The sequence below is a fragment of the Cutibacterium porci genome, assembly GCF_009696315.1.
Classification (GTDB): domain Bacteria; phylum Actinomycetota; class Actinomycetes; order Propionibacteriales; family Propionibacteriaceae; genus Cutibacterium; species Cutibacterium porci.
In genome coordinates, this window is the sequence record NZ_VUMG01000002.1 from 124,452 (window position 1) to 149,079 (window position 24,628).

Genomic DNA, 24,628 nt, shown 5'->3' on the forward strand with positions numbered 1-24,628 from the left:
ACTCTAGGATGCCAAGTATATGGACTAAGCTCTTGGTCATAACCCCAATTATGGAGGTGTTACCTCTGCTTATCCTCGGTGCTACCTATCTAAGCGAGGAGAGTCAGCGTCCATATATTTATACAAACATGATCTGGTCCTTCTTTGCTGCGGTAGTCATCCAATGTCTTGTCTCGATCCAAGGTATTTCATCAGGTGGGCGATTGGATACTTTCCTCATGTCGGAAGGAACTGTTGTATCGTGGCTACTCGGTTACTCGGTGGGCGTTTGTGGTTTTTATCTATTGTCCTCGCTGCTTTCGACTGCAATACTGGGATTGCTCCTAGGCTTTCCAATAGTGATAGTCAGGATGCTCCTACAGGCCTTGCTTTCCGTACCAGTGACTCTGGGGATAGTTTGTCTTGTATTCGGCTTCGAAATTCGGTTCAGTCGAACGTTTCATTTCATAAATCTTATTCTTGATATTCTGCAAGTTCTATCTTGTGTGCTCTGGCCATTGGCGGCACTTAGCGGTGTAATTAAAATAGGATCGTTAATCTCACCATTTACTTATCTAAATGAATTTGTTCGCACAAACAATGTCGTTCCCCTCTTGGTTTCTCTTCTGGTGAGTGTAGTGTTCGTGATGGCCGGACTGTTTTGGGTGATGAGATCGACGAAAAAATACCGAGAAGTAGGAGTAATAGGGGGTGACCGGTGAATACTGCCGTAGCGTTCAAGCTCCTCACAACCCTTCGGAGAAATCCAATTGATACCTTCTCCATGGCGGTACGCCCACTGCTTTCCGTTGTGCTTTTCGCAGTTTTTGCATCGACATATATCGAAACTGGAACCGGAGTTGCATTCATGGTGATTTCAGTTGCGCTCGTAAATGTCATTGTGAACTCCGTACAAGGTTCTAGCTATGAAGCGCGTGATGATATTCGCGGATTGAGATCTGATGTAATTCTCCTTGCGCCAGGCGGATTCCATAGCTTTTCAGCCGCACAAGCGCTTGTCCAGACTGTATTTGCGTCAATTCAAAGTTTTGTTATTTTAATTGTTTCCGCACCACTCTTAGAAATTCATCACACGGGTTCCGCTACGAAAATCGCGCTCGCAGGGTTGAGCCTCCTAATTGTTACGAGTTATCTCTTATCGCTAGTACTGCTAAAAATTTCAATTCTGTATGATAATTTTCTGGCAGTTTCCTTTGCGGTTGTCGTGATGGTTACGCTCGGAGGTGCGTTTTATCCTGTGGAGTCTCTTTCTGGTTGGGTGTATGTAATATCCCGACTGAATCCAGTCACATACCTAATTGATTTGTGTAGAACACCGTTGATTGGTGAGAGTCCATTCGTAGACTATTCTACAAGTTTGTTTGTTTGTGTAGGCTTTGTCGCACTATTGGTAGCTATGGATGTCGTATTGAGGAGCAAGACATTCGATCTATCTGATAAGAGTCAGTTTTAGATTCTAAGTGAGAATTAATGGTTTTGGCTTTGTATGGCTTATCTGTGGTGTTTGACGCATGAGAAGTAGAGGTCACAGTTGTTCTCAATTTCTGAAACCGGTCATATTTTCCCCATGGCACTAAATACTGCACTCATCTACCTGTTTTCTGCATCCATCTAGGCTTTGTAGCCCAAGTTGAGTACAGACAACAATGAGAAGCCTGAACGGTGCCCAGCACCGCTCGAGCTTTGCTGTGTCTGCCGTGGCACCGCGAGGCGGTTGAATGCACTCTGTGACCTCGTTGCGGCTGTGGTGGGTAGCGTCCGTGCTGTTCGGGGCTATGTGTCGCTCGTACTGGCCGGTGTCAACCATGTGGCTGTAAGACTTGCGTAGGAGTCCGGGTGTGGGGTACGTGGGTCCGTTCTGGCGTTTACGATTTGTGTGATTCTCATGCCGACTTGTTGCTTTGCAAGGAGGGCGACAGTGGTTGCTTCAGGCAGAGGTAATGCCTGGTGCGAGGCGGTAATGCTTGGGCTTAGTCGCGCGAAAGGTGATACTAGCTGTGCCGTGGTGGAGCGACACGCTGGTTTCGGTCGTTATTTTGTACTGCTGTTCTTGTCCCGTGAGGGTGAAGATGAGTTGCAAGGCGTGGCGTAGTTGATGGGGCCGTAGTTTTCGGCGATGAGGTAGGTGTCGTCTTCGAGCCGGTTCTTGTGGTAGGTGAGAATGGATGTGGCGAGGTGGTGGGCGGAGAGGTCTTCTTGGCCTTGGGTATCGGTGTGGATGAATTGGTCTCGGTTGTTTTTGAGCAGGGTTGTGGTGAGGTCGGCGCTGTCGTAGCTGCAGAGTCGGAGGAAGTACTGTTCGTAGATTCGGCGGGTGACGTTGAGCAGCGTGGTGCTAGAAGGTGCTTCTTTGTATTCGTTCCATAGTGCTGCGTAGGAGTTGAGGCCTGGGGTGTAGTTCTCTTTCTGGGAGGGGGCGTCTTGCGGCTCTTCGCAGTTGAGCGGGTAGGTAGTTGAGCGCTTTAAGGCCAGTGGTAAGTAAGAGTACGGAGAAAACAGGTAATTGATCCTAAACATAGTGATCCCGAAAGCGAAACAATCTGGGCTTTATGTTGTCTAGCCCGAAGGGTGTGAAGCGTCGTTATAAAACCTGGTGTCTCGAAGCTTTCATAATGGGCGGGTGATATTGATCGTCAACTACAAATAACTGATTTCTTAGCGGGGGATGATGGTAGATAAAGTGGTTTTGGCCACCCAGAAGTGGCTGAATGCAATCTATGAGGACACGCTGCCGTCTAGTTCTCAAGTCCAAAAAACTGGTGGGGGCACCATTAACGCGCTGATCCGCAGCTTGCAAATTTATCGTGGGATTATCACTGTGACAAATAATTTTGGTTCTGGAACACGGTCTCCCCTCAAGTCCCATTGACTAAAAGGTATTACTCAAACCGCTGGCCAGGACAATGTACATGGAATCATTCAAAATGCCTTGTAGTGTAAGGGGTATCAAGCCGAATACGGTGGCAAGACGGCTATCCTCGAGGCGCATCAAGCGATCAACAGTGGCCATAAGAACTATACGGGATCATCCCCACTGACGGTCTGTATGGCCGCGAAATAAAAACGGCTCTAATCCAGGTATTTCAGGATACACACCTACCGAAGCCACCGGGAATCCCGGTGCAGGCAGCCACTCCAAGCTGCAGACCATTAGGATCATCACCACTGGCAACAGTGCGGCGGACGTGTTGTAGCGTGCCGGTAAGTAGGGCACCGTCTACGGATAGGCAATCAACATAATGTCCGAGCGCGCCAGCGCCGGGACCCATCACGAGCGCTTAGCTCTTTTGGAGTTCCACCTATTCCGATGCCTAATTTGTGGGTAGGTCGCCTATCCCTTCATCTTCGATCATCTCATCATGTTCCAGGTCAAGATGATCCCAGGTGTCGGGAGGGTTTCCCAGTAATTGCTTTGTAGATCGCACGACGAGGTGACTGAACGCCGCGTTGCCACCTGCGCCTACGATAACACCCAACGCGAGTGGTAACTGTTTTCCTAAAACAAGTACACCTTGCTTTGTGCCATATTTTGTGACGAATCGGGGGTCGAGCATTTTATTGACGGTCCTAATAGCATCCATGGGGATCTTGTTGATGATCGTCTTACTCCAGTATGGAATTGTTTTCTTTCCTAGAGCCTGGGTGACTGTCTTGGTACCAGTATCCCCGAGAAGCGCGGTCATCACAAGAAACTTGCGTCGCTCAAAATCTTCAACATCGACGCCGTGAATCTCGGCCACGGCAAGAACATACAGCACGGAAGATTCCAAGAATGTACCCAAATCAGAAATCGCAGCCGGGATCTGAACTGCGCCGTTTGGAACCGCTGCTGCCATTCCTGCGCCTGTTCCAGAAGCAGTCACCGTACCTAGGTATGTTTTGTCGAGAAACTTGATGAGCTGCTCGGGTGTCTTATCAGGATAGACACGTCGTAACCGTGCCACCATACTGAGGGCAATCGGCTGTTGCATCTGCAACGCCTTGTTGAAACCATTCGTCGCCCATTCTCTCATCACTTCAACATCGAAGCGATGTGCAATGCCCTTGTGCTCTTTCTTGGTCACGGTCGAAGCACCCCTCCTACTGAGAGCTACACCCTACTCAGCCAGCACGTATGTTTCGCCACTTTGTATCGATCCCGTACTGGAAGTTTCGAAGAACGTCAGGCCAACCAGCTTGTCCTGGATCCGCGACAGCCGGTTGCGGCGTGTGACCGGGAGCACGCTGGTGTCGGCAAGGATCGTCTGCAGGTCCTCGTCGACGTCGCGCGTGGTCGCGGCCAGGTGGTGGACCGTCTTCTGGGCACGTCGCTGCGGCTCAAGCGGATGCCGCCCGCGTGCTGCGAGAGGCCTTCGGCTCCCAATTCGACAAGCTCGGTTACCTTAACGGGGTGACGCTAATCGGGGGCGACCAACATGTGTGGCGTCACTCTGGTCCCATTCGGGTAAGAAGTCATATACCCACCAAGCAAAGAACTCATGACAATCACGCTGAAAAGTCAGCTCTGGCGTTGACTATTGGCGCTCTATCTGGAGTTCCATGAAGTAGTTGGTGAGCGTAATGTCGCCACGTTGTGGGTGACATTCGCAGCGCGTGGTGAAGCCGCGTCGGGTAAAGAATTCGTGTGCGGCAACGGATGCGAAGGTGGTCAACCGAGATAGTCCACGTCGCTTGGCTGTAGCGATGACATGGGTAAGCAATAAGGTGGCTACGCCTTTCCTTTGCGAATTGGGGTCAACGAACAGCATGTCGATCTCGCCGTCATGTGCGAGTGAGGCGAACCCAGCCACGTGTCCGTGGCCTTGACGGGCTAGAAATAAGACCTGCCCGCGAAGGCGATTGCGCCATTGGTCACTGGTAATGGGGGCGCAGGAAAGCCACGCCTGCACCTGAATCGGGTCATAAAACGTGGGAGCGGTGTGCGTGACAGACCGTGTGAAGAGGTGAGCAATGCCTTGCCACTCGTCGGCAAGCCCCTGCGTTGCTCGCTTCTCCTCGACGTGCCACTCCACCGTCGGTCATTGTAGACGTTGACGGCGGGCGAGCCGTGATCCCGCCCCTCATGGATTGAGCAGCCATCTTCTACACGGTTGCACCGACGTGGCCGGTACCTGCGCCCGGTCGTGCATCCCTCAATGATCGCCCGCCGACGATAAGCCGCAGTGAATGTCTCCGAAAGCATGGGCTGGTCTCGACGACATCGGTCACCCTCTCGGTAACGTCATTGCGGTTGGCCACAATGTCATCGAGAGGGTCTGGACCGAGCACGACATCAGCGGATAATTCACCGCATTACCGGCGGCTTGCAAGGATCACGTGCAAGCATTATCCGAATAGCCCCAGATTACGAATAGAGCAGCGTGTTAGATGTGCGACCACAGATGGTCGACGGCGACGTGAGTGTGCAACCGCACACCGGTGGCAAGCGTCTCGTCGTCGGCGTAGAACGCAGGGTGATGGTTGGGCACTATTCCGCGTCCGCCCTCGATTGGCACCACCTGGCCGTCAACAAAGTGTGTGTCCTGCACGCCAAGACCGACATAGACGCCACCGTACGCATTAACGAATTCAGAGACGTCGTCGTAGCCAAGCGTTGGGGCTGGCTCAAAGACGTTGTCAGTGCCGACGACCTCGGTCAGTGATTGGCTGACGCTGTCCACCCACTCTGGCGTGTTCGTTACAGCGGGGACGGGTTGTAGGAACTCCACCTCGGCACGGCACCCCATTGCGGCAGCACTGCCCTCGGCAAGTTGGCGTACTTGCTGTTGGGCCTGGGCCATGACGGTGTCGGTGAGGGATCGAATAGTGCCCCACATCGTGACCTTGCGACCGATGACGTTAAACCGGCCCACGTCGTCTAGATGACCGATGCTGACAGTCAGGGCATCGGCTGCGTCATTGCGGCGGTAGATCTGGCCGATTCCGGTGAGTATCGCACCAACCGCAGGCATCGGATCGAGTCCTTGCCACGGCGTAGATCCGTGCACCTGTTCGCCGATAATTGTGATGCGCACCATACACGAGGCGGCGAATTGGTTTCCAGAAAGAATCGAGACCATGCCTTTCGGATACGGTTGTACGTGCATGCCAAATGCCATTGTCGGATCCAGGCCCTTCAGCGCACCGGCCTCGAGCATGGCCTTGGCGCCACCAACTTCATTGATGGGAGCGCCCTCTTCGGCAGGCTGGAACACCGACACGACCGTTCCCGGGATGCGATCGGCATGCTCGCACAGTACCCGCATAGCTCCGAGCAACATGGCTGTGTGGCAATCGTGTCCGCACGCGTGTGAGACGGGGAATGGTCCGCCAGGATACGTATCGTCAACCGCGTGTGAAGCGAAGTCGACGCCTGACTCGTCGGGTACCGGCAAGGCATCCATGTCGGCTCGCAGCACAACAACACCGTCGCCGGCTTGGCCACCCCGCAGAACGCCGACGACGCCATGCCCGGCAATGCCCGTGCGGACATCGTCAACACCCATGCTACGCAGGGATTCGGCCACGAATGACGCAGTCTTCTCCTCGCGGTTGGATAGCTCTGGATGAGCGTGCAGATGATGCCTCCACGAGACCATGTCGGGTGCGGTTGCGGCGACACGGCGGTCGAGGTCTGCCAGCAGCTGGGTGCGCGAATCAGCGGTCATAGAAATCCTCACTGTCATGAACGTGGGTACATAGACATCGTCAAATCTATGTGCCTTTCGGATCGTTTTACATTGACGATCGCGCCTGGTTCCCCAGCTGTCAGTGACACAATGGATCTCGTGATCCTCGCGAACCCCCTCAAGGCTGGAGACTTACTGGTGGCAAGTCTCCACATCGACGAGGGAGTTTTCTGCGAATCTGTTGTGTACCTCATCGATGTTGCACTTGACGGCGTTCTCGGGGTTATCGTCAATCAGCCGTGCACTGAAGGAACACTGCACAGACAGCTTCCTGGTTGGGTACATTTGGCCACTCCGCCGCAGGACCTGTTTCTCGGCGGTCCAATGTCGCCCAGCGGGGCTATCTGCCTTGCCCGGGTGCAGCGATCAAGCGAGGAACCTCCCGGATGGCGACGTGTCCATGGGCTCACCGGTCTGCTCCACCTCGACACTCCGACAGAACTCATCGAAGGCGCGTTTACTGACGTTCGAATCTTCGCTGGATACGCCGAATGGGGACCCGGCCAGTTAGAGGCCGAACTCATTCGCGGGGACTGGATTAGGGCCGTCGCCCACCCCGAGGATGTCTTTTCCTCTGAGCCGCGAGGCTTATGGCGAGCCGTACTGCATCGTCAGAATGGCCTTGATGCTTTACTTGCAACGTCGACCAACACCCCGAAGCTGAATTGATCTCGATGTCGTAACTGATCTCAGCGTTGAGGATGACGACGACGAGATGTGGATGGGGACTACGATATGGGCTATCCCAGAATCCAGTGAGGAGGCCCATGGTGGACGCTGCCGGTGATCATGGGCCGATTCTTGTCGTCGACGATGACGCTGCCCTGGCTGAAATGCTTCAGCTTGTCCTTGTCAAAGAAGGATTCTCGACGGTATGGGTTGGGCACGGCAACAATGTGATGGATGTGTTCCGTGAGCGCAGACCCGCTTTAGTTCTCCTTGACCTTATGCTTCCAGGGCGAGATGGCATCCAGATCTGTCAAGATATTCGACGCGAGTCTGGCGTCCCGATCATCATGTTGACCGCCCGATCCGACACCCCCGACGTCGTGCGAGGGCTGGGTGCCGGGGCCGACGACTATGTCTGCAAGCCGTTCCGGTCCGCCGAGTTGGTTGCTCGAATCCGTGCCCGGCTGCGCACACCCTTGAATCAGCGTGAGGAGGGCGACGTCATCACGGTAGGGGACCTCACCATTGATCCCGCTGCCCATGCGGTCCAACTTGCAGGAGAGGAGATTTCGCTCACTCCGTTGGAGTATTCCCTCCTTGTCACAATGGCCCAACACCCCAACAAGGTTTTCAGCAGGGAGACCCTGCTTCGTGAGGTATGGGGGTACACCAACAATGCCGACACCCGGTTGGTCAACGTCCATGTGCAAAGGCTGCGTTCCAAGGTAGAGCGCAACGCCGACCACCCCCAGATGATCGTCACCGTTCGTGGTATCGGGTACCGCGTCAGTGCCCCTGGGGAGGAGAGCTGATCACCCCGGCTCGCCGGACCGGTCGTGGTCGACGGTCGGGTAGAGCGTCATCGTGGCTGGCCGCACCGCGACGGCTGTGGTGGTCCTCGCTGCCACTGCGCACAGTCACGATAACCCTGTCGAGTAGTCTGGTCATCCTCGTTGTTGGCGGCTTTTTCCTCGTTCGTCAGGCGACGGCGGGCATCGTCGAGGCCAAGCGCACCTCCGCCATTGCCGAAACAACCGCCACCATCAACCGAATTCAGGGACAGCTGCGCGACACTGATTTGCGCACGGCCTCCCTCTATGAGCGGCTTAACCGTCTTGCCGACGACGCCGCAAGCCAATCTGGGCAATACCACGTTCTCATCCAGGGGCCAGTTTCTGGTCTCATCTCTCAAGGTGTATCCCCAGACTCAGTCCCGGCAGACCTGACAGCTCAAGTGGGCGAATCCAGCGGTGTGTGGACTGCCCCAACGATGGTGCATTACACCGACCACGTCCGTCCCGATGTCCCCGGAATTGTCGTCGGATCGACGCTGTGGTCGCCAGGATCAAGCCAATCCATCCCGGTATATTTCATCTTTCCTGAAACCCAGGAGGTTGCTACTGTTGCGCTGCTGCGCCGCAGTGTTATCAGCGTTGGTGCCCTCATGGCCGTAGCCATCGCAGTGACGACCTATCTCGCGACCCGCCACATCTCCCGACCGATTCGACAAGCGTCCATCACCGCCTCAAAGCTTGCCGGCGGTGACCTCGACGAGAGAATGGTGGTGCGCGGCACGGACGATCTGGCGACTTTGGCATCGTCCATGAACGACATGGCTGCTCAACTCGACCGACGCATTGGTGAGCTTGAACGATTATCCAGTCTGCAACAGCAGTTCGTTTCTGACGTCTCCCACGAGTTACGCACGCCGATGACGACGATGAGGATGGCCTCGGAAATGATTGAGGCCGACCCACATGATCCGGTGCAAGTACGCTCTGTGGAACTCATGCGTGCCCAGATGGAACGATTCGAGCTTCTTCTCGCTGACCTGTTAGAGATCTCGCGTTTCGACGCTGGCGCTGCCCAACTCGCCTTAGAAGATTGCGACATTGTTGAGCTGGTGCGCTCTGAGATCGTTGATGTCACACCGTTGGCCGATCGCCTGGGAGTTCCGATCGTGCTCGTCGCAGACTGTGCGCAGACCGCTGAGGTAGATCCGCGTCGCATCAGTCGCATTATCCGAAACTTGCTCGCTAACGCAGTCGAGCATGCCGAGGGCAAGGTTGTCGAGGTCACGGTGGTTGGCAACGATTGCGCGGTGGGAGTGGCGGTACGTGATCATGGCGTCGGGTTTGAGCCATGGCAGGCCGAGAAAGTTTTTGGACGATTTTGGCGGGGCGATCCATCTCGGGTGCGCACTGTGGGTGGCAGTGGATTAGGGCTGGCAATCTCCCGTCAGGACGCGAATCTCCACCATGGCTGGTTGACCGCGTGGGGGCGTCCTGGCCAGGGGGCGTTCTTCCGACTGGTGGTTCCCAGACAGCCCGGCGGGGTCATCGTCGAGTCTCCGCTTCCCCCATCGCCAACTGATGGCGACCATGCAGACGACCAGGAGGAATGATGACCTTACGTCCGTCTCGTCGCGCTGTGCTGTCTGGGGCAGCTGTTCTACTTGCTGGGTGCGCAAAAGTGCCCTCCCAGGGGCCCGTAAAGCCAGCCGACGACCCTCACGAAGCGGCGCACGAGGGTATTGACGTCGCTCCTCATCCTCCCGCAAATGGAGCCTCCATCGACCTTGTTGTCGGCGGGTTTTTGCAGGCCATGACGAGCGCTCGTGACGACTACCGGGTTGCGAGGTCCTACCTCACCAGCGACATAGCCGATCGGTGGGATCCCCATGCGAAAGCCACTATCTACGACGCCACGAACTCTAAGCCACGTAGCACCGTCGCCACCGCCGCACTCCAGGCTCCCATCGTGGGGCAAATTGATTCCCACGGCCATTACCACCCGGCCAACTCTCATATCAACCATGATTTCGGAATGGCACAGGAATCTGGCCAGTGGCGTATTTCTCGACCGCCCGAAGGGTTGCTTATTTCCCAGTACACTTTTCAACGCAGCTGGTCGACGATTCCGATCTATTTTTTGACCAACACAGCCGATCACTTGGTACCCGACGTCATCCATCTTCCCAGTGCATCCGCCAACCCCGACGCCGCCCTCCGGGCTCTCACTGCAGGCGTCCCCGAACACCTAGACGCGGCGCTGCAAACGGCCTTGCCTCGGGGCGTGACTGTCACGGGAACAACATCAGTGGATGCTGTCGGGGTGGTCACGGTTCCCTTGAGCCCTTCGGCGGCTCAACTATCGCCATCTCAGCGGCGTCTGCTAGCTAGTCAGGTCACATGGACACTCAGCGGCTTTGCAGCGATCTCGCGCATCCGTTTCACTGCTGGCGGCTCTGTGTTGCCACTGCCGGAGGCGGCTGAAGACAACACCGTATCTGCCGACCTTTACGCCGACTTCATTCCACTGCCGGCTACCCACTCCCTGACCGTGGTTGCCGTCGTCAAGGGACAGCTAGGGCGCGTTGAGACGTCAAGACATAGTATCCAGGTGATGCCCGGCGCATTGGGGCGAGAGGCAGATCCGGATACCGGCGTGGCTTCGGTTGCGTCCACCCAATTCGCGATGCCAATGGCGTCCATGAGCAGTCCAGGTGCGGTGTGGCACGCCGTCTCGTCAGATCGACGCTCGTTGCTCGCCTGGCAGGAAGGTAGCGATGACGCCCAGGTGCTGGCCACCGGCACGAACCTGTTGCGCCCGCAGGTGCTTGCCGACCACACCGTCATGACCTTCTCGGGCACGGACCCGACGCTAATTGTCGTCGGACCAGACGGCACTCGGATGTCAACCGTCGTCGATCTGGCCGGACGCAAGGTGACATCATTCAGCGTGGCCCCCGACTCGACTCGCGTTGCCCTCGTCCTCGATCGGGGGAAAGCCCTGGGGATGGGGCTGCTATCGCGCCAGGAAGGATCAATATATCTAGGCCATATTGTCGATATTCCGCTGTCCTCTTCGGATGCGAACCTGTCGATTATCACCGACGTCGCATGGTTATCCCAGACTCGACTATGTGTACTGGGTCGTGCAATCGAGGCGGGTGTGACAGCCCCGTACGAAATTGTCGTCGACGGCTCTGGTGCCACCTCGATGGGTCAGCTCACCGCAACCAACATGACAGCCGTCGTTGCAATGCCGACAGAAACGGGTACTGAGGCAGTCGTGCTGGGTGCAGACGGGACGCTGTTGCACCACGAGGAGAACTTTCGCTGGCGTCAGATCCTCCAAGGAGTCACCGCCGTCGCAGTCGCTGCATAACTCTTCCGTTGAGCCGCATAACTCTTCCGTTGAGGCGGGTCGAGTCGCAACACTAGTGGATCATGAAGCCACTCGAATCCTTGGCCGATCTGCTGTTAGGGGCATGCTGCCCAGGTTGCACAGCGCCCGGGCTCGGGATCTGTCAGGCGTGTTTGGACGCGGTTAACCCGGCACCGCGCGTCATCCTTGACGGACCGCCCCCAGTCGTCGCATGTGTGGGCTATCACGGCCCGATGCCGGGGATCATCACAGCCCATAAAGACCGCGGCGCTACCTGGCTTACCAGTCAACTTGGCCAATGGTTGGCCCACGGACTAGGGCCGGCCATAGCTGCTGCTCCCGGGCACGTGGACGTCGTCCCGGTTCCGTCGTCGAACCGGGCAGTCAGAAGGCGAGGAGTTGACCACGCTGCTGATATGACGCGTTCAGCCTTGCAGTGGCTTGCGGTACGCGAGGCGACAATGGCTCGGCTACTGCATCGAACTCGTCAAGTGGCCGATCAGCTTGAGGTCCGTGACGATCAGCGGGGCGACAACCAACGCGGGTCTATGAGGGCCGATCCAGGCAGGGGAGACGTCATCGTCGTCGACGACGTGCGCACCTCTGGGGCGACAGCCGACGAGGCCTGCCGTGCCCTCACACGGTCAGGGTGGCGGGTGCTATCCATTGTTGTGCTGGCCGACGCTGCGACGGCCACGCGTTGGCCGTGATCATGATGAGCCTCACATCATGATCACCGTGCTGTTGACATCGTCACTGCGTGCGTTGAAGCTTGCCAAACAGCTGTTGGGAATGTCCCGTATGGGCTAGCGTAGATACATGGCACGACCGAATGGCATACCGATCTCCACGTGGAGGGCGCTACTCGGTCGTGTTTTGTGTGTCAGCGTCGGAAAGACCGATGCAAACCCCAGCACAGGAGGTTGTCATGGAGGTCATCGTTTCGGGACGGCATTGCCACGTCAGTGACGACGTGCGCGCCCAGGTCGAGGACAGGCTCTCCGGGGTCGAGAAGTTGAGGGACCGGGTTCAACGTGCAGAGGTGGTCTTCACCGCCCAGGGCACCAAGGGACCCAAGGACCAAGCTATGACATGTGAGATCACGCTGCGGGCTAAGGGGCCGGTGGTGCGAGCCGTTGGACAGGCAGAGGACAAGATGGTTGCCTTCGATATGGCAGCTGATCGGCTTCGCACCCAGTTAGTCAAAGCTGCTGATCGTCGCCGCAGCCGTCGTGGGCTGCGGGTGTCGCAGGTCCTTGACATTGCGCCCGAAGAAGCTACCGAGGATGCACCCGATATCCTGGCTACGCGGAAGATCGCAGGTGACGTAGAAGTCACCGGAGACAGCCCCATCTACGTCAAGGAAAAGGTCTTCCAGGCTGTTCCCTTGACGCTAGCTCAAGCCCTCGACGAGATGGAATTGGTCGGTCACGATTTCTTCCTCTACCTTGATCAGGATTCCAAGCGGCCTAGCGTCGTTTACCGGCGAAAGAAGGGGTACAACTACGGCGTCATCCATCTGGATTTTGATCACGAGTGATACCTACTGACGTCTCGGCGTAGCGGCGATGCGGTTTTTCGCATCGCCGCTTGTCGTGCCCGGATGAGCTATCGCCTTGAGCGTCGGGTATTGGTGTCGGCAGTGATGGTGATGTGCCAAGATCGAGCCGCGACATTCTTGGTTCAGCCAGGGACCCCCTAGGATAGGTGCGGTGGCTTCACTACGCCACACGTCGGGCATATGCTCGGACGGTTACGACGTCTACTCCTTGAAGGACCCGCCCCGTGAACCTCATGGATCGCGTGCTGCACGCCGGTGAAGGCAAGATCATCCGACGACTCAACCGCATTGTCGGCCAGGTCAACAGCATTGAGGAGGACTACGCCGCCATGGATGACGACGAGTTGGCGGGGCAGACCGCCGACTTCCGTCAGCGTCTCGACAACGGCGAGAGTCTGGATCGCCTCCTCCCGGAGGCCTTTGCGACGGTTCGTGAGGCCTCGAAGCGCGTGCTGGGTAAACGTCACTTCGATGTTCAGATTATGGGTGGTGCAGCCCTCTACCAGTGCAATATCGCCGAGATGAAGACTGGTGAAGGCAAGACGCTCGTTGGTCTGCTTCCTGCCTACCTTGAGGGGCTGCTCGGTGAGGGAGTGCATATCGTCACTGTCAATGATTACCTGGCTCGGGTGCAGTCAGAGCAGATGGGTCGCGTGCACCGGTTCTTAGGACTGTCCATCTCTGCCATCCTGTCGGACATGCCGCCGATGGCTCGTAAGGAAGCCTATAAAGCTGATGTCACCTATGGCACGAATAATGAGTTCGGATTTGACTACCTGCGCGACAATATGGCCAGCTCACTTGGCGAGTGCGTGCAGCGTGGTCACCATTACGCAATCGTTGACGAGGTCGATTCCATCCTTGTCGACGAGGCCCGTACCCCGCTGATCATCTCCGGACCAGCCGAAGAGAACAAGCAGTGGTACCCGGAATTCGCCAAAATAGTCTCGCGCCTTGAGCGCGATGTCGATTACGAGGTTGATGAGAAGAAACGCACTGTTTCCGTGCTTGGGCATGGGATCACCGTTGTCGAGGAGAGGCTCGGTATCGAAAACCTCTACGAGTCGGCGAATACTCCACTTATTGGGTACCTCAACAACGCCATTAAGGCCAAGGAACTCTTTCATCGAGATAAGGACTATGTCGTCGTCGGAGGTGAGGTCCTCATCGTTGACGAGCACACCGGTCGGACCCTCGCCGGTCGTCGCTACAACGAAGGTCTCCACCAGGCCCTTGAAGCCAAAGAGCATGTTGAGATCAAAGACGAGTACCAGACGCTCGCCACGATCACCTTGCAGAACTACTTCCGCATGTACGACAAGCTCGCTGGCATGACCGGTACCGCGAAGACTGAAGAGAGTGAATTCCAGAAGATCTACGGCCTGGGCGTTATCCCAATCCCGACGAACCGTCCGATGATCCGTAAAGACCAGAAAGATCTCATTTATCGCACCGAAGAAGCCAAGTTCGACGCCATTATTGCCGATGTTGTGGAACGCCACGAGGCGGGCCAACCGATCCTTATCGGTACGGCGTCGGTGGCTAAGTCGGAGCTGCTCTCTGACAAACTCAAGCGAGCCGGTGTGCCGCACAAGGTACTGAACGCCAAACACCATGAATCTGAGGCTGCGATCGTTGCTTTGGCTGGTCGTAAAGGTGCCGTCACAGTGTCGACGAATATGGCTGGCCGTGGTACCGACATCATCCTCGGCGGTAACCCTGAGTTCCTTACTGAGCTTGATCTGCGTGAGAAGGGCCTGGACCCCGTCGAGGACGAGGAGGCTTATCAGACTGCGTGGAACAACACCCTGACTAAGTACGAAGAACAGTCGAAGGCCGAGCACAACGAGGTCGAAGAGCTCGGTGGCCTTTATGTCATTGGCTCGGAACGACACGAATCTCGCCGCATCGACAACCAGTTGCGTGGACGTTCCGGACGACAAGGTGACCCCGGCGAGTCGCGGTTCTACTTGTCACTGCAGGACGAGCTCATGCGACTGTTTAAGCCTGAGGTCATCGACCGCACGATGGTCACGTTGAAGATGCCCGAGGATATGCCCATCGAATCGAAGTGGGTATCGCGTCAGATTGAGAGCGCTCAGAAGCAGGTCGAGGCGCAGAACTTCGAGATGCGAAAGAACGTCCTCAAGTACGACGACGTTATGAACCGTCAGCGTCACGTGATCTACGGTGATCGTCGCAAAGTGCTGGAAGGTGCTGACGTCGAAGCTGAACTGCGGGCGACCACTGATCGTGTCGTTGAGGCCGGAGTCCGCAAGTACACCGAGGGTTACTCGGAGGACTGGGATCTCGCTGCGATGTGGGAGGAGATCGGGACGGTATACCCGGTTGGTCTCGATATTGACGAGTATGCCGATTGTCAGGATGCTGAGGAACTCGTCGAGGATTTCAAGGCCGATGCTCAAGAGGCCTACGATCGCCGTGAGTCTGAACTCGGCGAGGCGACGATGAGGCAGCTTGAGCGTGAAGTTCTGCTGACGGTGTTGGACCGTAAGTGGCGCGAACACCTTTACGAGATGGATTATTTACGCGAAGGCATTGGTCTGCGGGCCATGGCGCAACGTGATCCGTTGGTGGAATACCAGCGTGAAGGCGGCGACATGTTTAACTCGATGATGGACTCCTTCAAGGAGGAGGTCGTCGGGTTCTTGTTCAACCTTGAGATCGAGACAAGCCCCCAGGTTGGCTTGGTGACCGATGACGGCGGTGCCCCGGTTACGGCTGATTCGGTGCTCCCGAAGGAGAACCGCGCGCGTCGAGCCTTGACATATTCGGCGCCAGACGAACGCGGCGACGCTGAGACGACGTCCGAGGGTGGCAGGCAACAGGCACGTAGTGGGGGAAACCGTGCCGCCAGAAGGTCCGCGGCGTCGAAGAAGCCGAAGAATCGTCGCAATAAGAAGCGTCGTTGAGTGGCTCACGGCGTCAGTCCTGCGTGACTGACGCCGTCGCTATCACCCGAGACCGACGGTCTCGCAGGTGATTTTCTTCGATGTCAAGAGCGTAGCCACCTTGGGATTGAGAACGAGCTCGGCGGCGTCGAGACGCCACGAGCGATTCTCACGCACCAGACTTGTGGCGAGCGGCAACCTTCGACCCCTGAGATCAAGCAGACCCACCCCGTCAACTCGGTTGTCGTCGTAGCTGACGCGTGGCTCGCCAACGAGGAGTATGCGGCTCCAGCCTGGACCTCGAGGCCAACGCCTCATAGTTGCAACTGCGCGAGCGCTGCTGGCCTTGACGAGCTGACTCATGGGTCGGCGCCCGGCAATGGTCTCCACAATGACGATATGGACGGCGCGGGTGAGCCGTATCGCCTCGTAGCGGGCTTGCGCATCATCTGCGTCGGGGCACACCGAGGGTGCTGACGAGACAACACAGAGTTCGTCGGGCCACCAATCCCGATCGAGTTCGAGGAAGATTCCAGAGTGGTCGTCGAGTGCTGAATTGAGAGGTGTTGCCGAGGGTGTCGCTGTCATGCGCTCAAGGACAGCGCATGAGACGCTTGACGCGGAAGGGTTGGTCACGAAATCTGTGGACAACTCTGCTTCGCGAACGGTTCCATCATCTGGGACCTCGCGACCCAATATGTGATTCATGTTCCCATGTGGGTAGCGTGGATCATGGATCTGGGACCACGCTGACCAAGGAGAGTTCAATTGTCGACGTCAACCATCGTCTTCATTCCAACGAATGCGGAACAGGCTCATCGGCTCGTCGCTGCACCGATGAAACAGGTGACAGCGTTCACAGTCACGAAGGAGTTGGAATCAATCCTTGACGTCACTGATCCCGAGGAAACTGAGCATGCTGCCATGATTATCGGCTCGGTATGGGGATTAACTCATACTGGACGACGCTTGGTACTCGTCGCCCATGTTCGCCCCGAACAAATCACCAGTCATGAAGAGGTCGATAATGGCGGGGTTACCCTCACCCGCGTCGAACCTTCTCAAATTACCGCGTGGTTCGCTGACGACGACGATGCCGACTCCCAGGCGGCGGCGGAAGCTGTCAAAGGCATGACCATTGACGATGCGTGGAACGACGTCACGATCCAAACTCTTATTGGTGAGCATGAGCTGTCATGGCACGATGTCACCGAGGAGCTCCCTGCGGTCGGCACCGACCCGGAGGGGTTCCGTGGTCTTGAGTGATGCCGACCGCGTGGCCTGACCTGGCTGGCCTCAGTGAGAAGCCAGCCAGTCGTTACCGGCATCTTGCTGCATTTCAAAGGCCTGAATGATGTGAGGACCAGCGGTCTTTTCCAGTTTCTTACCAACTAACGGCACCGACACTGTGAACGTTCCGGTGTAAACGACCTCAGTCCCGGTGGCGTCAGCCCGTACGCGGGCGTGACCATCGGCCTGTGCTGGCATGCCATGAGGGACAATCTGGAGAACTCCTTCGCGTGAATTGTCGGGGCCGGCCGGCTGCCACGACAGTGTTTGCTTGGCGGTCAGAGTCGGACCAACGAATTTGGCTACTTGGCTTGGGGCTGGCATAGCCACGTCCAAACTCAGCGAATCGTCTGTAACAACGGCATTACTTGTCGTGCCACCGCCACGACGGTGAACGTCTTGCCACCATGCCGGATCAGTCATCATGGCGACGACTTGATCGGGGGTGGCGTCGAAATGGGCTCGGTAATTGATGTCCATAACAACCATGATGCCGGACCGCTGCGGTATATCTCACGTCACGCTTTTTCGCAGTGGTTCACGCAAGGGCATTGGCCCTTGTAGAGTTCTCGATGAGGACCACGCGGAGGTGGCCCCGTAACCATGGCGAAGGTGACCCGATCGTGTCAGAGATGGACAAAGTCATCCCGGCTCTCGTGGCGGCTGTGCAGGAGCAACATGCCACCGGAGATCACTATCGTGAAGAGGTGATTCATCAGGCGATGGAACATCAGGTGCAGCTTGCGCTGCAACCTGGGCCGGTTCGCGTTGATGTTATCGTCGACCCCCCGTGGTCAGATGGCCAGATCAATTCAGTTCAGGTCGTCATGGATGATCGTCCGTTCCTCGTGGACACGGTGGTGTCTTGCTTACTGAAGCATGGCTGGAGGGTTGAGGACGTCAGGCATCCGATCATCGGCGTGAAGCGTGACGGCAGCATGATCGAGTCGGTCGGAATGCCCGATCGTGGCGGTCGCTCCCCGGAATCGTGGATTCACATTGACGCGAGGGCTCCACTTGGTATCGATACCGAGAGTGCTGCCGAACAGCTTCGTAAGGATCTGAGTGCGTGCCTTGATCAAGTCGTTCGTGCCACCGACGACTGGGGCGCAATGCACGAGGCAATGCTGCGTACAGCCGAGCTAGTCAGTGCGTCGCAGGGGCCAGCCGACGATCGCGACTCAAGCCGTGAGCTGCTCGAATGGCTGGCCGATGATCACTTCATGTACCTCTCCTATGAGGAGTTTTCGGTCGATGGCGAGACGATGACTCCGGTTGCTGGTACCCGTCTGGGCATCGTTGAAGACGGTCCGCGGTTTGACGCCGTTGTGCATAGCGGGGACACAGCGACCATCGTCGTCACTAAGGATTCGGTCCGTTCAGCAGTACAGCGTAACGGCTACCGTGACTATATCGGTGTACGGATTCGTGACGAGCATGGCACTGTTGTGTCTGAGCACCGCTTCCTTGGCCTGCTAGGGTCTGCGGCGTACACGGAGTCGGTGGCTCATATTCCGGTATTGAGAGCTAAAGCATCTCGTATTCTCGCACTGTCTGGTTACCGTGCGAACTCCCATGGCGGAAAAGCCGTCATCCGCACGATTGCTGAGTTTCCACGTGACGATCTTTTTGAGGCTTCGGCCGAGGAGCTCGTGCCGCTCATTATGGCCATCGTCGACTTGCGGGAAAAGCAGCACTTGCGTGCTCTGGTGCGTCGCGGGCCGTGGGGACGCTTCTTCCACCTCCTCGTCTTTGTCCCGGCGGACCGTTTCGATGCCAGCACGGTCGGCGTCGTTGAGAGGATCGTGGCTGGACGCACTGGTGCGGTAGAGGTTGACTCGACCACCATGATGGGGGAGTCCTCGCTAGTGCGAATCATGGTGACGGCCAAGGTCGCGGACGGAGAAGTTTTGCCTCCGATTGACGATAAAGAACTGCAGGCCGAACTTGCGGACGCCACCTCGAACTGGGACGACGAGTTCATCACGTTGGCTAGCGCCATTCCAAGCAACCAGCGGGGAGTCGATTTTGGCCCCGAGTACAAGCAGGAATTCACGGCCAAGCAGGGCATCTTGGATTTGGAACTCCTCAATGGCCTGGCTGAAGACGATCTTGGGCTCGTAATGTACCGCCCCGATGACCCAGCTGATCCGTCCGATCTGAGACTCAAGATTTTCAATCAGCGGGCTGCGATGACGCTATCTCAGGTGATGCCGCACCTATCGAGTTTGGGTGTGCAGATTGTCGATGAGCATCCGCACCGCATCGTCTTGCGTGGTCGGGACGTGTGGCTGTTCGATCTCGGTCTGCAAACTCCCGGTGAGCTTTGGACAGACGCCGGACGCCATCGTTTTACTGAGGCCTTTGCGGCTTCGTGGAAGGGGCAGTGCGAGTCTGATACTTTCTCCGGATTAGTGACAGAGGCTGGATTATCGTGGTCGCAGGTAGCAATGTTGCGGTGCATCGCTCGATACCTGCGTCAAGTTGGTAGCCCCTTTTCACAGACCTACATGGCGCGAGCCTTGCGGGCTAATCCAGGTTTGGCACGCGATCTCGTGAGGATCGTCGAGGCGAAGTTTGATCCCAGTGCGTTCGATGATGGAGCTGACGCTGGTCCGCAGCGTCTAGCCAACGTTGAAGAGCTATCCGAATCTTTCCTCGCTGACCTTGAGGATGTGGCGTCCCTCGACCATGACCGCATTTTGCGCATGATGCATGCAGTCATTAAGGCCATGATCCGTACCAACTGGTGGCAGAGCGATCGACGAGCGTTGGCCTTTAAGATCCGCCCGACAGAGCTCGATTTTGCCCCGGCACCTCGTCCCAAGTTTGAGATTTTCGTCAACTCGCCACGAGTGTCCGGCACCCACCTGAGGTTCGGTGCGGTTGCGCGCGGTGGCCTACGGTGGTCGGATCGACCCGAAGATTTTCGTACCGAGGTGCTCGGCCTGGTCAAGGCGCAGATGGTTAAGAACTCCGTCATCGTTCCGGCCGGTGCTAAGGGAGGATTTGTGCCTGCGCATCTTCCCGATGCCACGACACATCGAGCTGAATGGGCCGAAGAAGGCAAGGAGTGCTACCGCATTTTTGTGTCCTCCTTGCTATCGCTGACAGACAATGTCGTTGAGGGTGAGGTCGTCGCACCGAAGAACGTTGTTCGTCATGATGGCGATGACCCGTACCTCGTTGTCGCGGCGGACAAAGGCACCGCAACGTTTTCGGATACCGCGAACGCCATCGCCGCCGACCATGGCTTCTGGCTTGGTGACGCCTTCGCTTCTGGTGGCTCACACGGCTACGACCACAAGGCGATGGGCATCACGGCCCGCGGCGCGTGGGAATCGGTCACACGACACCTGGCAGATTTAGGAATTAATCAGAGTGTCGACGACTTCACCTGCGTTGGCATTGGCGATATGTCCGGTGACGTTTTCGGCAACGGCATGTTGTTGAGTAAGCACATCAAATTGGTCGCGGCCTTTAACCACCGCCACGTTTTCGTCGACCCGACCCCGGATCCGCAAACCTCATGGCAGGAGCGTCGTCGTCTCTTCGATCTTCCGCGTTCGAGCTGGGGCGACTATGACACGTCTCTTATTTCCGAGGGAGGTGGCGTCTGGGATCGCAGCTTGAAGTCGATCCCGATAAGCCAGCCCATGCATGAGGCGTTGGGAATTGACGCATCGGTGAGCAGGATGACGCCCGACGACCTCATCTCTTCGATGTTGCGAGCCCCTGTTGATCTGTTGTGGAATGGCGGCATTGGTACCTATGTGCGCGCCACGAGTGAAACTGACGCTCAGGTCGGTGATCGTACTAACGATCCGGTGCGAATCACTGCCAAGGAAGTGCGTGCGAAAGCTGCTGGGGAAGGCGGAAATCTGGGGTGGACCCAGGCCGGGCGTATTGAATATGCCCGCAATGGTGGTCGCATCAACACCGACTTCATCGACAACTCAGCAGGAGTCGATACTTCTGACCATGAGGTCAACATCAAGATCCTTTTGGATGCTGAGGTGGCGGCAGGACGAATCAGTGAGAAGGAACGAGATGAGTTACTTCCAGCCATGGCAGATGACGTTGCCGCATTGGTATTGCGCCACAACCGCGCACAGAACTTGGCCTTGGCTAACGCGCTGAGCCCATCGGGGCCGACAGCTGGGGTACTAGAAGCCTGGATGTGTCAGCTTGAGGAATCGGGTCACCTTGATCGCGCTGTCGACACTATGCCATCGACCACGGAGATGAATCGTAGGATGGCGGCAGGGGAAGGGCTTTCTAGTCCAGAACTGTGTACTCTGCTGGCCTGGACGAAGATTGCGCTGTGCGACGCCGTGTTGGCGACAGACTTGCCAGAAGATCCATTCGTTGCAGACCGCCTCGTGGCCTATTTCCCGCCGCTATTGAGGGAGAGGTTCGCGCAGCAGATGCCGGCGCATCGGCTACATCGCGAGATCATCACGACCGAGGCCGTAAACCGCTTCGTCGACTCGCAGGGGATGACGGCTTACTACCGGTTGCATTTGCAGACGGGGGCAGATATTGCCCAGGTCATTCGATGCCAGCTGGCTGCTCGATCTGTCTTCGGGCTCGGACGAGTCGAGACTGACCTCGCCCACCTTGGCTTGGATGCCGTCCGAACTGCGAAGATTCGACTTGCGTTGCGAGACCTCGCGATGGATGCCACACGGTGGTTCCTTAATCACGGTGGTGCAGACGACATCGCAGGAACTATCGAGATCTACCGACCTGGTGTCACCAGGCTTGTTGGGACGCTATCTGAGCTGTTGTTCGACGACAACGCGGACGCGTGGCAGGAGAAGGTCGATGAGGTCACCGATCTTGGGCTTGATCGTTCGGATGCTGCGGTCGTGGCCGCCTACGATTGGGGCCCCGTGCTTTTGAGCGTCGTCGAAATCTCCGAAGAGGGTCATCCACTAGACGAGGTTGCGAAGGCCTTCCTGACGTTGGCACGCCGCGTCGACATGATTCGCCTTACTCGGCTCGTCGAGCAACTTCCGCAGGACCGTCCGACCGATGCCAGAGTGCGGGCGAGCTTGCGTGAAGACTTGTTGCAAGTAATGTCCGACGCGACTCGTCGTGCTTTGAAGGTTGGAACAGACAATGTTCTGGCAGATGGTGGTCGTATTGTGGAATCCATAGCGACAAACCCGGATCTCGCTCACTGTGTCGTCATGGTCAGTGATCTACGGTCCGCAGTGGGCCAGGAGGTCACATTGTGAGAATTGATCTCCACACCCACTCAACTATTTCAGACGGGACGGATTCACCAACGCGTCTGATGATGAAGGCCGCCAGGAGTGGTTTGGACGTCATCGCCCTTACCGATCACGACACCTTTGACGGACTGGAGGAGGCTCAGGCGGCCGGGCAGCGTTTCGGCGTCCGGCTGCTACCTGGCCTCGAGATGACGTGCCATATCGGTGGTCGAGATGTCCACCTGCTGGGTTATGGGACCCGTCTCGACGACCCGGTATTAGGGAAGGAACTACAAGCTACCCGCGTATCGCGAGTCACGCGTCTCGACGCCATCTGTCAACGGCTGTCTGATGCCGGGATGACGGTAACAGTCAACGATGTGCACCGGGCTGCCGGGGCTGCTTCTAGCCTGGGGCGCCCTCACATCGCGGATGCGATGGTGGCCAAGGGGTACGTCGAGGACCGTGACGAAGCGTTTCGCGACTGGCTGTCCGAGGGGAAACCGGCCTATGTCTCCCGGCGTAGTGTCGCCTTGGAGGATGGTATTGATCTGATCCATGATGCCGGCGGCGTCGCTGTGCTAGCCCATCCGTGGGGAAGAGGTACCCAGCAGGTTTTGACCCCGCAGGTCATTGCCTCCCTGTCGGCGTACCACCAGTTAGATGGGATTGAGGTCGATCATCAAGACCACGACCCGGCCGCCCGTCGGATGCTCTTTGATCTGGGGGGACGGCTCGGGTTAGTCCGAACTGGTGCAAGCGATTATCACGGGGCAGGCAAGAAGGATCACGAGCTGGGATGCAATGTGACGCGTGAAACTGCATATCGGGAGTTAGTGACGAGGATTCAGCTGCGCAGGGGAGTTCTTCGGGTCCGGTGAGGCTGCTACAGTGACCGTCATGACGTGTGCACCGGCGATGACCACCTCGTGGTGGCGTCGCGGTGCGCGGCGCTGAACCATGTGAGGGCCGCCTTGCCTGGTGGCGCTTCCTCGTCGCCGGAAGGTGGCGAGGAAGGATTATCGATGACTAGTGACGTCTCCGAAGTCGGATCCAACGCTGCCACTTTGGCGCGTTCGCAGGCCCGTAGCGATAAGGTTGAGGCTGATTTAGCCGCCCATCCGGATAGATGGCGCATTCTCACAGGTGATCGTCCTACTGGCAGTCTGCATATTGGGCACTACTTCGGGTCGCTAGCCAACCGGGTGCGCCTGCAGGATAAGGGCATTGAGTCTTTTCTGGTTATCGCCGATTATCAGGTCATCTATGACCGCGACGGGGTGGGCGAACTCCAAGCTAATGTGATGTCGAATCTCGCCGATTATTTGGCAATTGGCATTGATCCAGCTCGTACGACGATTTTTACCCATTCGGCTCTGCCAGCTCTCAATCAGTTGCTGTTGCCTTTCTTGTCGTTGGTGACTGACGCCGAACTGCGTCGCAACCCGACTGTTAAAGACGAATTGGCCACCTCAGACCGTCCGATGTCTGGACTCATGCTTACCTTCCCGGTACATCAGGCTGCTGACATCCTCTTCTGCAAGGCGAATCTTGTCCCTGTCGGTCGTGACCAGCTTCCACATATTGAACAGACTCGCGTTATTGCGCGGCGGTTCGACGAGCGATATGGGCGCGCTGAAGCCTCCAAGCCGGTCTTTCCCGAGCCCGAAGCGTTACTCTCGGCGACCCCGCACGTCCTCGGCCTCGATGGCACGAAGATGAGCAAGTCGAAGGGCAACACCATTGAGCTTGGCATGACCGCAGACCAGACCGCCAAACTTATTAAGAAGGCCAAGACTGACGTCGAGCGTCATATCACCTGGGATCCGGAGGGCCGACCGGAAGTTTCCAATCTGCTGTTGCTTACGTCGCTATGCGAAAACACCGATCCGGTTACTATCGCCGAGGAGATCGGCGACGGCGGGTCTGGGATGCTCAAAAAGCGTCTGACAGCGTCCCTTAATGATTATTTCGCCCCGATTCGAAAGCGTCGTGCTGAATTGGCATCGGACGAGGGGCATTTGCGTGAGGTCCTCCGCGATGGCAATGCGAAGGCCGCTGCTGTGGCTGACCAGACGCTGGCAGAGGTGCGCGAAGCTATGAAGATGGTGTACTGAAATAGCCTGGCGCACCCATCTG

Annotated in this window: 18 protein-coding genes; 12 read left to right on the forward strand and 6 right to left on the reverse strand. The window is 57.1% G+C overall.

Annotated features, from left to right (window positions below; translation table 11 throughout):
* Positions 1 to 697 precede the first annotated feature (697 nt).
* Complete coding sequence (locus FYJ43_RS04600) at positions 698 to 1,453, forward strand: ABC transporter permease (RefSeq protein ID WP_154562511.1); 756 nt, start codon at positions 698 to 700, stop codon at positions 1,451 to 1,453.
* Between the two features lie 578 nt (positions 1,454 to 2,031).
* On the opposite strand, the gene FYJ43_RS04605 is transcribed toward FYJ43_RS04600, so the two are convergent.
* The 4 genes from FYJ43_RS04605 to FYJ43_RS04620 form a co-directional block, all read right to left on the reverse strand.
* Positions 2,032 to 2,517 (reverse strand): hypothetical protein, encoded by a 486-nt coding sequence (locus FYJ43_RS04605; RefSeq protein ID WP_154562512.1) that lies wholly within the window; start codon positions 2,515 to 2,517, stop codon positions 2,032 to 2,034.
* A gap of 794 nt (positions 2,518 to 3,311) precedes the next feature.
* Positions 3,312 to 4,064: a hypothetical protein gene (locus FYJ43_RS04610; RefSeq protein ID WP_229771630.1), complete on the reverse strand. Its 753-nt coding sequence runs from the start codon at positions 4,062 to 4,064 to the stop codon at positions 3,312 to 3,314.
* A 450-nt stretch (positions 4,065 to 4,514) separates the two neighbouring features.
* The gene (locus tag FYJ43_RS12235; protein ID WP_154562514.1) at positions 4,515 to 5,012 is read right to left on the reverse strand and encodes a GNAT family N-acetyltransferase; all 498 of its coding nucleotides are present in this window, start codon (positions 5,010 to 5,012) and stop codon (positions 4,515 to 4,517) included.
* A gap of 351 nt (positions 5,013 to 5,363) precedes the next feature.
* Positions 5,364 to 6,647, reverse strand: coding sequence for a M20 metallopeptidase family protein (locus tag FYJ43_RS04620; RefSeq protein WP_154562516.1), 1,284 nt, complete (start codon positions 6,645 to 6,647; stop codon positions 5,364 to 5,366).
* 111 nt (positions 6,648 to 6,758) lie between these two features.
* On the opposite strand from FYJ43_RS04620, the gene FYJ43_RS04625 reads away from it, so the two are divergent.
* From FYJ43_RS04625 to secA, 7 genes are all read left to right on the forward strand, one after another.
* Positions 6,759 to 7,337: a YqgE/AlgH family protein gene (locus FYJ43_RS04625; RefSeq protein ID WP_154563315.1), complete on the forward strand. Its 579-nt coding sequence runs from the start codon at positions 6,759 to 6,761 to the stop codon at positions 7,335 to 7,337.
* A 101-nt stretch (positions 7,338 to 7,438) separates the two neighbouring features.
* On the forward strand, positions 7,439 to 8,149 hold the full coding sequence (gene mtrA / locus FYJ43_RS04630) for an MtrAB system response regulator MtrA (protein WP_326833433.1): 711 nt from the start codon (positions 7,439 to 7,441) through the stop codon (positions 8,147 to 8,149).
* 89 nt (positions 8,150 to 8,238) lie between these two features.
* Complete coding sequence (gene mtrB / locus FYJ43_RS04635; RefSeq protein ID WP_268234108.1) at positions 8,239 to 9,741, forward strand: MtrAB system histidine kinase MtrB; 1,503 nt, start codon at positions 8,239 to 8,241, stop codon at positions 9,739 to 9,741.
* Positions 9,741 to 11,507, forward strand: coding sequence for an LpqB family beta-propeller domain-containing protein (locus tag FYJ43_RS04640; protein ID WP_154563318.1), 1,767 nt, complete (start codon positions 9,741 to 9,743; stop codon positions 11,505 to 11,507). Before mtrB ends, FYJ43_RS04640 begins: the two co-directional genes overlap by 1 nt.
* Positions 11,508 to 11,722: 215 nt before the next feature.
* Positions 11,723 to 12,217 carry a ComF family protein gene (locus tag FYJ43_RS04645; RefSeq protein ID WP_326833434.1) on the forward strand — a complete coding sequence of 165 codons (495 nt, stop codon included), beginning with the start codon at positions 11,723 to 11,725 and terminating at the stop codon, positions 12,215 to 12,217.
* Between the two features lie 218 nt (positions 12,218 to 12,435).
* Positions 12,436 to 13,047: a ribosome hibernation-promoting factor, HPF/YfiA family gene (hpf, locus tag FYJ43_RS04650; protein ID WP_407643723.1), complete on the forward strand. Its 612-nt coding sequence runs from the start codon at positions 12,436 to 12,438 to the stop codon at positions 13,045 to 13,047.
* Positions 13,048 to 13,292: 245 nt separating this feature from the next.
* On the forward strand, positions 13,293 to 16,001 hold the full coding sequence (gene secA / locus FYJ43_RS04655) for a preprotein translocase subunit SecA (protein WP_456064346.1): 2,709 nt from the start codon (positions 13,293 to 13,295) through the stop codon (positions 15,999 to 16,001).
* Between the two features lie 42 nt (positions 16,002 to 16,043).
* Here the strand turns inward: secA and FYJ43_RS04660 are convergent, their stop codons facing one another.
* Entirely contained in the window at positions 16,044 to 16,568 is a 525-nt protein-coding gene (locus tag FYJ43_RS04660; protein ID WP_154563324.1) for a hypothetical protein, read from the reverse strand.
* Positions 16,569 to 16,748: 180 nt separating this feature from the next.
* Between FYJ43_RS04660 and FYJ43_RS04665 the strand changes: the two genes are divergently transcribed.
* Positions 16,749 to 17,246: a DUF6912 family protein gene (locus FYJ43_RS04665; RefSeq protein WP_154562521.1), complete on the forward strand. Its 498-nt coding sequence runs from the start codon at positions 16,749 to 16,751 to the stop codon at positions 17,244 to 17,246.
* Between the two features lie 30 nt (positions 17,247 to 17,276).
* Here FYJ43_RS04665 and FYJ43_RS04670 read toward each other — a convergent pair whose 3' ends face one another.
* Positions 17,277 to 17,750, reverse strand: coding sequence for a DUF2505 domain-containing protein (locus FYJ43_RS04670; protein WP_154562523.1), 474 nt, complete (start codon positions 17,748 to 17,750; stop codon positions 17,277 to 17,279).
* A 92-nt stretch (positions 17,751 to 17,842) separates the two neighbouring features.
* Here FYJ43_RS04670 and FYJ43_RS04675 point away from each other — a divergent pair, with 92 nt between their 5' ends.
* The 3 genes from FYJ43_RS04675 to trpS all read left to right on the forward strand — a co-directional run bounded on the left by FYJ43_RS04675 (position 17,843) and on the right by trpS (position 24,606).
* Positions 17,843 to 22,513: an NAD-glutamate dehydrogenase gene (locus FYJ43_RS04675; RefSeq protein WP_154562524.1), complete on the forward strand. Its 4,671-nt coding sequence runs from the start codon at positions 17,843 to 17,845 to the stop codon at positions 22,511 to 22,513.
* Between the two features lie 2 nt (positions 22,514 to 22,515).
* Positions 22,516 to 23,370 carry a PHP domain-containing protein gene (locus FYJ43_RS04680; RefSeq protein WP_326833435.1) on the forward strand — a complete coding sequence of 285 codons (855 nt, stop codon included), beginning with the start codon at positions 22,516 to 22,518 and terminating at the stop codon, positions 23,368 to 23,370.
* Positions 23,371 to 23,514: 144 nt separating this feature from the next.
* Positions 23,515 to 24,606 carry a tryptophan--tRNA ligase gene (gene trpS / locus FYJ43_RS04685; RefSeq protein ID WP_154562526.1) on the forward strand — a complete coding sequence of 364 codons (1,092 nt, stop codon included), beginning with the start codon at positions 23,515 to 23,517 and terminating at the stop codon, positions 24,604 to 24,606.
* The last annotated feature ends 22 nt before the right edge of the window (positions 24,607 to 24,628 follow it).

Coding starts and splice junctions, on each gene's coding strand:
- FYJ43_RS04605 (WP_154562512.1), bottom strand. CDS start 2,517: ATGTTTAGGATCAATTACCTGTTTTCTCCGTACTCTTACTTACCACTG.
- FYJ43_RS04620 (WP_154562516.1), bottom strand. CDS start 6,647: ATGACCGCTGATTCGCGCACCCAGCTGCTGGCAGACCTCGACCGCCGT.
- FYJ43_RS04625 (WP_154563315.1), top strand. CDS start 6,759: ATGGATCTCGTGATCCTCGCGAACCCCCTCAAGGCTGGAGACTTACTG.
- FYJ43_RS04640 (WP_154563318.1), top strand. CDS start 9,741: ATGACCTTACGTCCGTCTCGTCGCGCTGTGCTGTCTGGGGCAGCTGTT.
- hpf (WP_407643723.1), top strand. CDS start 12,436: ATGGAGGTCATCGTTTCGGGACGGCATTGCCACGTCAGTGACGACGTG.
- FYJ43_RS04660 (WP_154563324.1), bottom strand. CDS start 16,568: ATGACAGCGACACCCTCGGCAACACCTCTCAATTCAGCACTCGACGAC.
- FYJ43_RS04670 (WP_154562523.1), bottom strand. CDS start 17,750: ATGGACATCAATTACCGAGCCCATTTCGACGCCACCCCCGATCAAGTC.
- FYJ43_RS04675 (WP_154562524.1), top strand. CDS start 17,843: ATGAGGACCACGCGGAGGTGGCCCCGTAACCATGGCGAAGGTGACCCG.
- trpS (WP_154562526.1), top strand. CDS start 23,515: ATGACTAGTGACGTCTCCGAAGTCGGATCCAACGCTGCCACTTTGGCG.